Raw genomic sequence first — 14165 nt, forward strand, 5'->3', positions numbered from 1 at the left:
TTTTGCCAACAAGTGGACGATGCACAATCACACATTGTCACGACGCGCAAAAAAAAACCGCCAGGTTGCCCCGGCGGTTCCTGTGCATCGCTGCGCGGCTTATTCTGCCACGTCGGCGCCCACGTTAATGGCAGCGTAGGCGCGCTGGACTGCTTTCGCTTCGGCGCTATTGGCGCCGTATAGTTCCTGCGCTGCTGCCAGCACTTTCAAACGAGCGTCCGCGTAGTTGGTCGACGACGTGAACTTGGTGGTGTTCGCGCGGAACCAGATGCGGTAAGCCTTGTCGATGCCGATACCGGTCATGTTCTTAGGCTGCTGGGTCAGGTATTGGGAGTAGTAGTCGCTGCTCGAATTGGAGCTCGAACCCATGGCCAGGAAGTAGAACATGCGGTTGTTCGGGCCGCTGCTGTAGTGCACATCCAGGCGCTTGATGGTGGACTTCCACGCATCAGGCGACTTGCCATCCTTGCTTGGCTTGTACAGCCAGCGCAGCGGCTGGCCGTTCTTGGAAATTTCCTTGCCCATCACCCAGTCGTTGCCCGATGGGACAGGCAGCGAAGTACCGGTGCCGCCAGCGCGGGCGTAGGCTTCCACCGCTTCGCCCGAAATGTCGGACGAGGACTCGTTCAAGCCGCCGGATTCGCCGCGGTAGGTCAGGTTGGAGGTGGCGGCGGTGATGCCGTGGCCCATTTCGTGGCCGATCACGTCGATCGAACCCAGGTTATTGAAATAGGATCCGCCGTCGCCGATGAACATGCACTTGCAGCTGTCGGAGTAGTAGGCGTTGTCGTAGGCGGTGTTGACGTGCACCGCGATATAGGTCGCGGTATTGTTACCGTCGAGCGAAGACCAGTTCAGCACATTCTTGTGCATGTCGTAGGTATTCATCAGGCCCCACAGTGCATTCACCGCAGCGGTCTGGCCGTTGGCGTTGGTGGTACTGCCGCCGGAAATGTATTGCTTGCCGTCGCCCCAGATATTGGTGGCGTTGGTGTACACCGCGCCGGCGCTGGTGCCGTGATTGGCGTTGGTGATCGCCATGGCGCCGAAGGTACCGCCGGTGCCGCGGCTGCCGTCGATCATCTTGTACACGCCGCCGGACAGGGTGGTGTTGATCGGCACGTCGCCGTTGTACTGACTGTGACCGGTGCCGACCACGTTCTGCATTGCGCTCCACTGATCGAGGATACGGCCATCGCGTGCGCTGACGACGGTGTCATGGAAGGCGCCGTGCTTGCGGGTCTTCACAATATAGGCCAGCTCATAGCCGGCAACGACGTCCTGCACGTCAACCGCGTTCAGGTCAGCCTCAGCCTTGTTCTCGGCGCCTGGGGCGCGCACGGTCTTCATCAGCGGGAAAATAACCAGCTCGGCGGATGGCGGATCGATCTCCGCGCCGAAGGCCGACACGCTGCGGCTGGCCTTGGCGATCGCGGCTTTACTGCTGATGGAAGGCTTTACATCGAAACGCTTACCCGACAGGCCCTGGCGGCGTTCGCCGACCGATTCGCTGACGATATTGCCGCCCTGGTCGGTGACCACAACGGTTTCGGATTCAAAGATGCGCACGCCCTTGTAGGTGTGGTTGATGCGGCTGATTGCCCTGCCCTGCTCGCCAGGGTGCTGGCTGGCGATGGCGTAGCCGTGATCGGCATCCAGGCCATATTTGCCCCGCTCACCGTTCAGGGTGGAGACCAGGCGTGCTTTCTCCTGGGCGGAGAAGGCAACAGGGCTGGCCATCATGCTTGGGGCGGCGCTGGCTTGTGCAGCAACCATGGCGATCGCGGCTGCGATCAGGCTTTTGCGAAATTCCATTTTTGTCTCCAAATGTCCCGATGAGGTAGGGTGTTGATGGGAATCTAACACTATCGGGGCCTGGAGGCTGAGTCAAAATTTCTACAAATTGAGACATATTTTTGTTGCTTGTCTCGGATACAACTTTCGAAAGCAAAAAGGCCCGCTAGCTTATGCTTAGCGGGCCTCTTCTAATAAGAGCCTGACGATAACCTACTTTCACACTGGTTGCAGCACTATCATCGGCGCAGAGTCGTTTCACGGTCCTGTTCGGGATGGGAAGGGGTGGGACCGACTTGCTATGGTCATCAGGCATGACTTGTCAACAATCCGGGAAGAAGTAAAGTGGGGTAGTGTTCTCAAACACTGTAAGTGCTACATAACCGTCAAGGTTATAGGGACAAGCCGTACGGGCAATTAGTATCAGTTAGCTTAATGCATTACTGCACTTCCACACCTGACCTATCAACGTCCTGGTCTCGAACGACCCTTCAAGGAGCTCAAGGCTCCGGGAAATCTCATCTTAAGGCAAGTTTCCCGCTTAGATGCTTTCAGCGGTTATCTCTTCCGAACTTAGCTACCCGGCAATGCCACTGGCGTGACAACCGGTACACCAGAGGTTCGTCCACTCCGGTCCTCTCGTACTAGGAGCAGCCCCCTTCAAATTTCCAACGCCCACGGCAGATAGGGACCAAACTGTCTCACGACGTTTTAAACCCAGCTCACGTACCACTTTAAATGGCGAACAGCCATACCCTTGGGACCGGCTACAGCCCCAGGATGTGATGAGCCGACATCGAGGTGCCAAACTCCCCCGTCGATATGAACTCTTGGGAGGAATCAGCCTGTTATCCCCAGAGTACCTTTTATCCGTTGAGCGATGGCCCTTCCATACAGAACCACCGGATCACTATGTCCTACTTTCGTACCTGCTCGACTTGTCGGTCTCGCAGTTAAGCACGCTTATGCCATTGCACTATTAGCACGATGTCCGACCGTACCTAGCGTACCTTCGAACTCCTCCGTTACCGTTTGGGAGGAGACCGCCCCAGTCAAACTGCCTACCATGCACTGTCCCCGATCCGGATCACGGACCAAGGTTAGAACCTCAAACAAACCAGGGTGGTATTTCAAGGATGGCTCCATAGGAACTGGCGTCCCTACTTCAAAGCCTCCCACCTATCCTACACAGATTGGTTCAAAGTCCAATGCAAAGCTACAGTAAAGGTTCATGGGGTCTTTCCGTCTAGCCGCGGGTAGATTGCATCATCACAAACACTTCAACTTCGCTGAGTCTCGGGAGGAGACAGTGTGGCCATCGTTACGCCATTCGTGCAGGTCGGAACTTACCCGACAAGGAATTTCGCTACCTTAGGACCGTTATAGTTACGGCCGCCGTTTACTGGGACTTCAATCAAGAGCTTGCACCCCATCATTTAATCTTCCAGCACCGGGCAGGCGTCACACCCTATACGTCCACTTTCGTGTTTGCAGAGTGCTGTGTTTTTATTAAACAGTCGCAGCCACCAGTTTATTGCAACCTTTTCGCCCTTCCACAGTAAAGTGGTCAAGCTACCGAGGCGTACCTTATCCCGAAGTTACGGTACCAATTTGCCGAGTTCCTTCTCCCGAGTTCTCTCAAGCGCCTTAGAATACTCATCTCGCCCACCTGTGTCGGTTTGCGGTACGGTCTCGTATGACTGAAGCTTAGAGGCTTTTCTTGGAACCACTTCCGATTGCTTCGCGAGCAAGCTCGCTCGTCCCAGTCCCTTGAATTACGCGCCCGGATTTGCCTAAGCGCCTTCTATGAACCAGGAACTGCCTATTCCAACAGGCAGACAACCTTCCGCGATCCGTCCCCCCATCGCATCATACGACGGTGCAGGAATATTAACCTGCTTCCCATCAGCTACGCATCTCTGCCTCGCCTTAGGGGCCGACTCACCCTGCTCCGATGAACGTTGAACAGGAAACCTTGGGCTTACGGCGTGCGGGCTTTTCACCCGCATTATCGCTACTCATGTCAGCATTCGCACTTCTGATACCTCCAGCATCCTTTACAAGACACCTTCGCAGGCTTACAGAACGCTCTCCTACCATATCCTTGCGGATATCCGCAGCTTCGGTGACTGGCTTAGCCCCGTTACATCTTCCGCGCAGGACGACTCGATCAGTGAGCTATTACGCTTTCTTTAAATGATGGCTGCTTCTAAGCCAACATCCTGACTGTTTTAGCCTTCCCACTTCGTTTTCCACTTAGCCAATCTTTGGGACCTTAGCTGGCGGTCTGGGTTGTTTCCCTCTTGACACCGGACGTTAGCACCCGATGTCTGTCTCCCAAGCTCGCACTCAACGGTATTCGGAGTTTGCAATGGTTTGGTAAGTCGCGATGACCCCCTAGCCATAACAGTGCTCTACCCCCGTCGGTGATACTTGAGGCACTACCTAAATAGTTTTCGGAGAGAACCAGCTATTTCCAAGTTTGTTTAGCCTTTCACCCCTATCCACAGCTCATCCCCTAATTTTTCAACATTAGTGGGTTCGGTCCTCCAGTGCGTGTTACCGCACCTTCAACCTGGCCATGGATAGATCACTTGGTTTCGGGTCTACACCCAGCGACTGGCGCCCTGTTCGGACTCGATTTCTCTACGGCTCCCCTATCTGGTTAACCTCGCCACTGAATGTAAGTCGCTGACCCATTATACAAAAGGTACGCCGTCACCCCTTACGAGGCTCCGACTGTTTGTATGCACACGGTTTCAGGATCTATTTCACTCCCCTCCCGGGGTTCTTTTCGCCTTTCCCTCACGGTACTGGTTCACTATCGGTCGATTACGAGTATTTAGCCTTGGAGGATGGTCCCCCCATGTTCAGACAGGATTTCTCGTGTCCCGCCCTACTTGTCGTACGCTTAGTACCACCGCCTGGATTTCATGTACGGGGCTATCACCCGCTATGGCCAGAGTTTCCAATCTGTTCCATTATCCAAACGACTATCACGTACAGGCTCTTCCCATTTCGCTCGCCACTACTTTGGGAATCTCGGTTGATTTCTTTTCCTGCAGCTACTTAGATGTTTCAGTTCGCCGCGTTCGCTTCACACACCTATGTATTCAGTGAGTGATGACCTATAAGGCCGGGTTTCCCCATTCGGAAATCTTCGGATCAAAGCTTGTTTGTCAGCTCCCCGAAGCTTATCGCAGACTTCTACGTCCTTCATCGCCTGTAATCGCCAAGGCATCCGCCATGTGCACTTATTCACTTGTCCCTATAACCTTGACGGCTACAGGTTCAAGCACTTACTACTGTGTTTGATGAGTTTTACTACTACCCTAAGTAATATCTTTCGATATCGCTTAATAAAACTTTTACTTCTTCCAGATTGTTAAAGAACGATGAACATTTAAGCGTTCAAACCTAAGCGGCTACGCTTACGTTTGAAAACTTGGTGGAGGATGACGGGATCGAACCGACGACCCCCTGCTTGCAAAGCAGGTGCTCTCCCAGCTGAGCTAATCCCCCATTGGTTTGGTAGGGCTGGTTGGGCTCGAACCAACGACCCCCGCGTTATCAACACGGTGCTCTAACCAGCTGAGCTACAGCCCCAACATTGCTGTTCTTCGTATTACAACAGTCGATAAGTGTGAACGTTTGAGTCTGATGCCGACTCTAGAAAGGAGGTGATCCAGCCGCACCTTCCGATACGGCTACCTTGTTACGACTTCACCCCAGTCACGAATCCTACCGTGGTAAGCGCCCTCCTTACGGTTAAGCTACCTACTTCTGGTAAAACCCGCTCCCATGGTGTGACGGGCGGTGTGTACAAGACCCGGGAACGTATTCACCGCGACATGCTGATCCGCGATTACTAGCGATTCCAACTTCATGTAGTCGAGTTGCAGACTACAATCCGGACTACGATACACTTTCTGGGATTAGCTCCCCCTCGCGGGTTGGCGGCCCTCTGTATGTACCATTGTATGACGTGTGAAGCCCTACCCATAAGGGCCATGAGGACTTGACGTCATCCCCACCTTCCTCCGGTTTGTCACCGGCAGTCTCATTAGAGTGCTCTTGCGTAGCAACTAATGACAAGGGTTGCGCTCGTTGCGGGACTTAACCCAACATCTCACGACACGAGCTGACGACAGCCATGCAGCACCTGTGTGCAGGTTCTCTTTCGAGCACTCCCAGATCTCTCCAGGATTCCTGCCATGTCAAGGGTAGGTAAGGTTTTTCGCGTTGCATCGAATTAATCCACATCATCCACCGCTTGTGCGGGTCCCCGTCAATTCCTTTGAGTTTTAATCTTGCGACCGTACTCCCCAGGCGGTCTACTTCACGCGTTAGCTGCGTTACTAAGTCAATTAAGACCCAACAACTAGTAGACATCGTTTAGGGCGTGGACTACCAGGGTATCTAATCCTGTTTGCTCCCCACGCTTTCGTGCATGAGCGTCAGTTTTGACCCAGGGGGCTGCCTTCGCCATCGGTGTTCCTCCACATCTCTACGCATTTCACTGCTACACGTGGAATTCTACCCCCCTCTGCCAAACTCTAGCCTCGCAGTCTCCATCGCCATTCCCAGGTTAAGCCCGGGGATTTCACGACAGACTTACGAAACCGCCTGCGCACGCTTTACGCCCAGTAATTCCGATTAACGCTTGCACCCTACGTATTACCGCGGCTGCTGGCACGTAGTTAGCCGGTGCTTATTCTTCAGGTACCGTCAGCAGTCGTGGATATTAGCCACGACCTTTTCTTCCCTGACAAAAGAGCTTTACAACCCGAAGGCCTTCTTCACTCACGCGGCATTGCTGGATCAGGGTTGCCCCCATTGTCCAAAATTCCCCACTGCTGCCTCCCGTAGGAGTCTGGACCGTGTCTCAGTTCCAGTGTGGCTGGTCGTCCTCTCAGACCAGCTACTGATCGTTGCCTTGGTGAGCCTTTACCTCACCAACTAGCTAATCAGATATCGGCCGCTCCAGGAGCACAAGGCCTTGCGGTCCCCTGCTTTCATCCTTAGATCGTATGCGGTATTAGCGTAACTTTCGCTACGTTATCCCCCACTCTTGGGTACGTTCCGATATATTACTCACCCGTTCGCCACTCGCCGCCAGGCCGAAGCCCGCGCTGCCGTTCGACTTGCATGTGTAAAGCATGCCGCCAGCGTTCAATCTGAGCCAGGATCAAACTCTTCAGTTCAATCTCTGTTTTTCGGTATTGCTACCGAGGTCACTCACTCAAAATACTGACGAAATCTCTTTCGAGATTTACGTTTATTTTGTGCGAGCGTTATAACGTATATTTTGAGCATCGAGCCCGAAGGCCCGGGCATATCGTCAAACGCCCACACTTATCGACTGTTGATTTTTAAAGATCGCTGCCTGTTTGTTCGACGAAGCGTTGTGTTCGTCAGCAGCAGAGAAGCGAGATTATGCGGTACAGCGTGCAACTCGTCAACCCCTTCTTTTTCTCGTTTCGCTTTACTGATTTGTCAGCGCTGCGTTGCGAGGGACAGAACTATAACCAAACGCCTGGTGTTTTGCAAGTAAATAGTTCGCCATCACGACTGCGCAAGCGATCCAGGCCGACCACAATGTATGCGTAAGGAAGTGGGCACCGCGCAGTTGCTGCACAAAGCCGACCCCTAATGCAAAGGCCATCGTCAAGGCGCCGACGCCAAAGGCCTTGCGCGGCTGATCCGGCCACCAGAAGGCCGACAATGCAATCAGCCACAAGGCGCTGGACGCGTGCCCGCCCGGCAGGCAGTGGCCCGCTTCGACACCGGCCGGCATCAGTTCGAGCAAGCGGATATAAGGCGCGTGGCCGCCATAGCGTTCCAGGTCCCACGGGCAGTGCGAGGTGCTGGCGCGCTTCAGCAGGCTCACCACGACCGGTACACTGATGGCCGACATGCCTAGAACCCTTACGCCCAGGCGCTGTGCAGGAACCCAATGCAGCTGCGGACGCCAGATGTCCCACAGTGCCAGCACCACGGCGCCGCCGGCCATGCATGACAGCAGGGCCTTGAGGATGACATGGTTGAATTGCTCGGTAAACCAGGTGTGCTGCAAAGGGAAGACACCACGCGCGCGGTCGTACACCAGGTCTGCCAGGCGCAAGTCAACGTCCGTGAACTGGCCGAGCAGCAGGATCAGGACGGCCGACGCTGCCAGCGCCAGCAATCCCCAGGATTTCTTAAGCATCATTGATACACGCATGGAACATGTCTAACTTGGGGTTGTAAACAGCGGTATTCACATTCAGCATGCCGAGCGTGGAATGGAATACGTTATCGTGCGAGAACGGCTGGCTGCTGCGCGCGGCCAGGCAGTTGCGGTCAAGGTGGAAGCGCTGGCTGAAACCGTCCGACAGCCACAGCATCATCGGCACCTTGCGCTGTTCCTCCGGCGAAAAGATGTACGGAGCACCATGCAGGTACATATTCTTCTCACCCAGCGATTCGCCATGGTCGGAGAAATACAGCATGGAAGCCGGCACCCCCGACTCTTTCAGCACCTTGATGGTCTTGTCGAGGAAGTAATCGGTGTACAGGATGGTGTTGTCGTAGGCTGCCGTGATTTGTTCGCGTGTGCACTGCTCCAGTTCATTGGTCTGGCATACCGGGCCGAACTTCTTGAATTCGGGCGGGTAGCGCTTCCAGTACGCAGGGCCATGGCTACCCTTCTGGTGCAGCACGATGACCAGGTCCCTCCTGGCGTCGCGGATCAGCTCCGGCAGTCCTTCGAGCAGGTGTTCGTCGTAGCACTCTTCGGAATTGCACAGCGCATTGCCGGCGACAGGCTTGGACATGTCTTCAAAGCGCACACGGTCGCACACTCCCTTGCAACCGGAATTATTGTCGCGCCAGATCACCTCGAGCCCGGCGTGCTGCAGCACGTCCAGCAGGCCTTCCTTGCTGCGCGCCTTGTCTTCCGAATAATCCTCGCGCGTGAGGTCGGAAAACACACAGGGGACCGAGACCGCCGTGGCAGTACCGCACGAGCTCACATTCGTGAAGTTGACCAGCGACTGCACTTGCGCCAGGCGCGGGTTGGTTTCGCGCCCATAGCCGTTCAAGGAAAAATTCATGGCGCGCGCAGTCTCGCCGACCACGATGATGGTCACCGTACGCTGGCTGGTGCCCGCCGCGGCCCACAAGCTGCCTCTGGCGGCATCCGTGCCGAGGGGCGCAATCACGGTCGCCGTCGCCCATTTGCGTTTGAGGTAGCTGTTCGTAGCCTGGAACACATTGGTAGGCGTCAGCATGAAGCGCAGTTCGCGGTGTTCGCGAATGGCCGGCGCCAGGGTTTTGAACAGCACGATCAACAAGCCGGCAGCAAGCAGCAGCGAACCGGCCACCAGCCCAGTATTGACCAGCACCTCGCGACGCAGGGAACCATAGCGCACCGGCAGCCGCCAGATCAGCCACGACGGGATCACGCCCAGCAGCAGCACCGATTGCACCAGTTTCCAGCTAAACAATTCGCCGGCTTCGCGCACATCGGTTTCCACCACGTTCTGCACCATGGAGGCATCGACCACGATGCCGTACTGGGACATGAAATAGGCCGTCAATGAGGACAGCAGCAATAGCGCGATCACAACAGGCTTGAACAGGCCGCGGAAATTCACCAGCGCCAGCACCCCGTTGAACACCAGCACCAGCAGCAGCGCGGATCCAAGATAGACCAGCAGGTTGGCGAGCTGGAACCCGCCCGTAGCCGACACGAAGCCCTTCCAGAAGCTGATGTTATAGATCAGGACCAGGAAGGAAGCTGTGGCAAGGGGAAGAAAGGCGGAATGAATGCGAGGAAATTTCATCCTCGCACGATAGCTTGCAGTAGGTAAAGGCTACGTCAAGGCGGCGTTAAGATTGCGTTAAATCAGCTGGGAAGCCGATGGAGAAACGGGTACCGCCGCCCTCGCGTTGCTGGACATGCAACTCGGCGCCAAGATACACACAGATGCGCTGCACCAGCCCCAGGCCGAGGCCGGTGCCGGACGAGGCGCCATCGCCTTCCGGGCCCGATTCGCCGCGCAGGCGCGCCAGCGCTGCCGCAGGCAGGCCTGGCCCGGTGTCTTCCACCACGATCGAACGCTGCTCCAGGCGCAGCACGACTTCGCCCCGCTCCGTGTAGGCGCATGCGTTGCGCAGCAGGTTTCCGATCGCGGCCTGCAGCAGCTCGCGCGAGCCGTGGACGGTGAAGTCGGCTCCATCCAGATAGCGCAAGGTGACCGGCTTGCCGGCCACCAGGGGCTGGCAACGCGTGGCTTCGTATTCCGCCAGCTCGGCAACCGACTGCGGCGGCGCTTCCAGGCCTTGCGGCGAACGGGCCAGGCGAAGCAGCACGCTGGCCACGTCGCTGGCTTCGCGCGCGGCGCGGTAGATCCGTTCGGCCGGCGCTTGCAAGCCAGGCTCGCCCTCGGTACGCGCGATCAGCACTTCCGCCGCGCCGCTGATCACGGTCAGGGGCGTGCGCAATTCGTGGCTTACGTCCCCGGTGAAGAAGCGTTCACGGTCAAGGAATTGCTTGAGCTCTCCGGTGCGGCCGGCAAAGGCGCGCGCCAGCACGCCCAGTTCGTCGTTGCGCTCAAGGCAGGGCAATTCTTCCTGGCGCTGTTCGACCGCCTGCGAGAGCAGCGTCATCGGCGTGACAATACGGTTGGCGAGGAAGCGCGCCAGCACCAGCGAACAGATGACAAAAGTGAGGAAGCCTGCAGCGAACATCGAATAGACCACGATCTCGATCGTTTCATATTCGCTATCGTGATCCACCACGACGAATTCCCCATGGCCATCGTTCCCGGCCAGCACGTGCAGGTCGGTTCCATCGACTGTGATCTCGCGCACGCCATGCGGCAGCCCGCGCAGCGAGCGCGGGATGTCGGCGCCGTGGTGGAAGGTCAGGCCGGCCGGCATCTGCACCGGCATGCCGCCGGTATGGCGCGGGGCGGCCCATAACGCCACTTCTTCCAGGCGCTCGTCGACCAGTTTTTCCTCGATGCCTTCCACTGCCAGGGCGGCAATAACGGCAAACACGGCGGAGACTGCGACCGCGAAGGTCATGTAGGCGCCGACGATGCGTCGGCGCAGCGAATCAGTTTTCTTCATCTGCGTTCACCAGCTTGTAGCCGATGCCCGGGATCGTGCGCAGCATGGCAAAAGGATAAGGTTTGTCCAGCGCCTGGCGCAGCGCATGGATGTGGGTGCGCAACGCGTCGCTGTCGGGACGCTCGTCGCCCCACACCTCATGTTCCAGCGCATCCCGCGTAACGACGCGCGGTGCTTCCTTCATCAGGCTTTTGAGGATGGTATAGCCGGTGCGGGTCAGCCCCAACGGGCGTCCGGCGCGGCGCACCTCGTAATTGACAGTATCGAAAGTCAGGTCGCCGAACTGCAGCACCGGCGCCGCTGCCTGCACGCCGCGGGCGCGCCGCACCAGGGCGCGCAGCCGGATTTCCAGCTCCACCAGTGAAAAAGGCTTGACCAGGTAGTCGTCGGCGCCGCTCTCGAAGCCTGCGACCTTGTCTTCCAGCGTGTCGCGCGCGGTCAGCATCAACACCGGCGTGGCCTTTCCAAGCTCGCCGCGCAGCTTGCGACACAGCTCCATGCCGTTCAGGCCGGGCAACATCACGTCCAGCACCACGGCGTCGTATTCATGCTCGGTTGCCAGCGCCAGCCCACCGTAGCCATTGGCTGCCGTATCCAGTACGTAGCCCTTGGGCTCAAGGAAGCCGTACAGGTTGGCGACAATATCCTTATTGTCTTCAATGATAAGTATGCGCATACGGGCATTATAATTCCGCGATGACCATCCCACACATCACCCCACTCAAAGACGAAGCGCTCGCGGCCCGGCTGGATAGCGCCATCAACAACAAGACCAAGCCACTGGGCAGCCTGGGAGCGCTGGAGGCGCTGGCACACAAGGTCGGCATGATCCAGCAGACCACCAGCCCGCAGCTGCGCGAGCCTGCCATCCTGGTGTTCGCGGGCGACCATGGGGTGGTGGCGGAAGGGATTTCCGCCTTCCCGCAGGATGTGACCTGGCAGATGGTGGAGAACTTCCTTGCCGGCGGCGCCGCCATCAATGTCTTCGCGCGCCAGAACGGCTGCGCGCTGAAAGTGGTGGATGCGGGCGTCAAGCATGATTTCGGGACGCGCGAAGGCCTGGTTAACCGCAAGATCGCCCCAGGTACCGCCAATTTTGCGCAACAGCCGGCCATGTCGGTGCAGCAGTGCATGGAGGCGATCGAGTGCGGCATGGACCTGGTGGCCGAGCTGCCGGGCAATGTGCTGGGCTTCGGCGAAATGGGGATCGGCAATACCACCTCCGCCGCCGCGCTGATGCATCGCCTGACCGGCACTCCGGTCGCCGATTGCGTTGGTGCCGGCACCGGCCTGGCGCCGGAAGGCGTGCTGCACAAGCAGCACGTGATCGAAGCCGCCATGGCCCTGCACGCCGATGCGCAGGGCGGGCTGCAGGCGCTGGCTGCTTTCGGCGGCCTGGAAATTGCGATGATGGTCGGCGCCATGCTGAAGGCAGCCGAACGGCGCATGGTGCTGCTGGTTGACGGCTTTATCGTCACCAGCGCCCTGCTGGTCGCGTCGCGCGTGCAGCCGGCGGTGCTGGATTACTGCGTGTTCTCGCATTGCTCCGACGAGAATGGCCACAAGCGCATGCTGGACTTCCTTGGCGGCCGCCCGCTGCTGAACCTCGGTTTGCGCCTGGGCGAAGGCACAGGCGCCGCGCTGGCCGTGCCGCTGCTGCATGCCGCCGTCAACTTCCTGAACCAGATGGCGACTTTCGAGTCGGCCCAGGTCAGCGAGAAGTCCGAGTAAGCGCCCATGCAGCAGTTGCGCCTGTTCTTCATCGCACTGCAATTCTTCACGCGCCTGCCTATTCCTCGCTGGGTCGGTTTCGAGCCGGCCTGGCTGCACCATGCCTCGCGCTACTTCCCTGCCGTGGGACTGGTGGTGGCGGCGATTGCGGGCGGAGTGTACGCGGCGGCGGCGCTGGTGCTGCCGCCGCTGCTTGCCGTGCTGCTTTCCACGGCCGCCGGCATCTATGCCACCGGAGCCTTCCACGAGGACGGTTTTGCCGATAGCTGCGATGGCCTGGGCGGCGGTCACACGCGCGAGCGCGTGCTGGAGATCATGAAGGATTCGCGCATCGGCGCGTATGGAGCCATCGGCATCGGCCTGATGCTGGCAACCAAGGTGGCGGCGCTGGCCAGCATGCCGAAGCTGGCGGTGCTTGGTGCCCTGCTGGCGGCCCATCCGCTGTCGCGCCTCATGGCCTGTTCGCTGATCTGGCGCATGGAGTATGCGCGCGCGGAGGGCAAGGCCAAGCCGCTGGCGCAGGAAATGCGCGGCGGCGAGTTCGCCATCGCGACGCTGACGGCCGCGCTGCCCGCGGCGGGCGCGCTGGTCGTGGGCTGGCTGCCGCCGGCTGCATTGGGCGCCGGCCTGGCCGGCATGCTGCTGGCGACGCTCTGGCTGGCGCGCAAGTTCCGGCAACGCCTGGGCGGCTATACTGGCGACTGCCTTGGCGCTGTCCAGCAATTGACCGAAGCCGTGTTCTACGTCGCGGCACTGGCCTGCATGTGGAACTGATCCTCGTCCGCCATCCGCAGCCCGATGTCGCGCCCGGCCTGTGCTACGGCAGCAGCGACATTCCGGCAGCAGCGGACGCCCTGGCCGCCGGCCACGCCGCCCTGGCGCCGCAACTGGCCAGCGCCCTCGCCCGCGGCTACCGCCTGTACTCCAGCCCCCTGCGGCGCTGCACGGCCCTGGCCTCCCTGCTGGGCGCCTTCACGTCCGACCCGCGCCTGGTGGAAATGGATTTCGGCGCCTGGGAGCTGCGCAGCTGGCCCGACGTCGCGCGCGCCGAGGTCGATGCCTGGGCCGCCGACCTGCTCGATTACCGCCCTGGCGGCGGAGAAACCGTGCGCGAGGTGGCGCGCCGCGTGCAGTCCTTCCTCGATGAGTTGCAGCACGACGCCATTGTCGTCTGCCACGCCGGCACCATGCGCCTGATGGCGGCCATCGCCGCCGGTGAGCCCTTGCAGCAGGCGGCCGCCAAGCCAAACCACATCAAGTATTGCGGGATCCTTCGCTTGTCCTGGCCAGCCAAGTCCGTATAATGGCGGGGTTTTGGTGCCCGCAATCGAATTCTCGAATGCAGTTAAACGGGAAACACGGCGCTGTCCCTGACAGCCAACGTGTGCTGCCCCCGCAACGGTAAGCAAGTGCCGCCTTCAATGTGCGGCAGCGACCTCCCGGCCACTGTGCGCAAGCATGGGAAGGCCAGGCCGCCAGACTTGCCAGCCCGGATACCGGCCAGACCAGGTGGGAACGCGCCC

Annotated in this window: 8 protein-coding genes, 2 tRNA genes, 3 rRNA genes and 1 riboswitch; of the genes, 3 read left to right on the plus strand and 10 right to left on the minus strand. The window is 58.8% G+C overall.

All coding sequences use genetic code 11. The annotated features are described in order from the left end of the window. Positions 1-99: 99 nt before the first annotated feature. The 10 genes from ACN9MW_RS30685 to ACN9MW_RS30730 all read right to left on the minus strand — a co-directional run bounded on the left by ACN9MW_RS30685 (position 100) and on the right by ACN9MW_RS30730 (position 11587). A complete protein-coding gene (locus tag ACN9MW_RS30685; RefSeq protein ID WP_426166130.1) occupies positions 100-1815 on the minus strand; it encodes a M4 family metallopeptidase in 1716 nt (571 codons plus the stop codon). 179 nt (positions 1816-1994) lie between these two features. Then, positions 1995-2107, minus strand: a 5S ribosomal RNA gene (rrf, locus tag ACN9MW_RS30690). 83 nt (positions 2108-2190) lie between these two features. Further along, positions 2191-5062, minus strand: a 23S ribosomal RNA gene (locus ACN9MW_RS30695). Positions 5063-5240: 178 nt separating this feature from the next. Further along, a tRNA-Ala gene (locus ACN9MW_RS30700) sits at positions 5241-5316 on the minus strand. A 7-nt stretch (positions 5317-5323) separates the two neighbouring features. Beyond that, positions 5324-5400, minus strand: a tRNA-Ile gene (locus ACN9MW_RS30705). Between the two features lie 67 nt (positions 5401-5467). Continuing rightward, positions 5468-6998: ribosomal RNA gene (locus ACN9MW_RS30710) — 16S ribosomal RNA — on the minus strand. The 16S, 23S and 5S rRNA genes sit together here with 2 tRNA genes alongside, the layout of an rRNA operon. A 281-nt stretch (positions 6999-7279) precedes the next feature. Continuing rightward, a complete protein-coding gene (locus ACN9MW_RS30715; RefSeq protein WP_426166133.1) occupies positions 7280-8005 on the minus strand; it encodes a phosphatase PAP2 family protein in 726 nt (241 codons plus the stop codon). Further along, entirely contained in the window at positions 7995-9620 is a 1626-nt protein-coding gene (locus ACN9MW_RS30720) for a phosphoethanolamine transferase (protein ID WP_426166135.1), read from the minus strand. Before ACN9MW_RS30720 ends, ACN9MW_RS30715 begins: the two co-directional genes overlap by 11 nt. A 46-nt stretch (positions 9621-9666) precedes the next feature. After that, the gene (locus tag ACN9MW_RS30725; protein WP_426166138.1) at positions 9667-10911 is read right to left on the minus strand and encodes a sensor histidine kinase; all 1245 of its coding nucleotides are present in this window, start codon (positions 10909-10911) and stop codon (positions 9667-9669) included. Further along, complete coding sequence (locus ACN9MW_RS30730; protein ID WP_426166141.1) at positions 10898-11587, minus strand: response regulator transcription factor; 690 nt, start codon at positions 11585-11587, stop codon at positions 10898-10900. The genes ACN9MW_RS30725 and ACN9MW_RS30730 overlap by 14 nt, the downstream gene beginning before the upstream one ends. A 20-nt stretch (positions 11588-11607) precedes the next feature. On the opposite strand from ACN9MW_RS30730, the gene cobT reads away from it, so the two are divergent. The 3 genes from cobT to ACN9MW_RS30745 all read left to right on the plus strand — a co-directional run bounded on the left by cobT (position 11608) and on the right by ACN9MW_RS30745 (position 13946). After that, the gene (cobT, locus tag ACN9MW_RS30735; protein ID WP_426166144.1) at positions 11608-12642 is read left to right on the plus strand and encodes a nicotinate-nucleotide--dimethylbenzimidazole phosphoribosyltransferase; all 1035 of its coding nucleotides are present in this window, start codon (positions 11608-11610) and stop codon (positions 12640-12642) included. A 6-nt stretch (positions 12643-12648) separates the two neighbouring features. Continuing rightward, positions 12649-13416, plus strand: coding sequence for an adenosylcobinamide-GDP ribazoletransferase (locus tag ACN9MW_RS30740; protein ID WP_426166147.1), 768 nt, complete (start codon positions 12649-12651; stop codon positions 13414-13416). Continuing rightward, on the plus strand, positions 13407-13946 hold the full coding sequence (locus tag ACN9MW_RS30745) for a histidine phosphatase family protein (RefSeq protein ID WP_426166149.1): 540 nt from the start codon (positions 13407-13409) through the stop codon (positions 13944-13946). Before ACN9MW_RS30740 ends, ACN9MW_RS30745 begins: the two co-directional genes overlap by 10 nt. After that, positions 13941-14161, plus strand: a riboswitch (cobalamin riboswitch). Its footprint overlaps the gene before it by 6 nt. Positions 14162-14165: the final 4 nt, after the last annotated feature.

The sequence above is a fragment of the Pseudoduganella sp. R-34 genome, assembly GCF_049904655.1.
Taxonomy (GTDB): domain Bacteria; phylum Pseudomonadota; class Gammaproteobacteria; order Burkholderiales; family Burkholderiaceae_D; genus Rugamonas.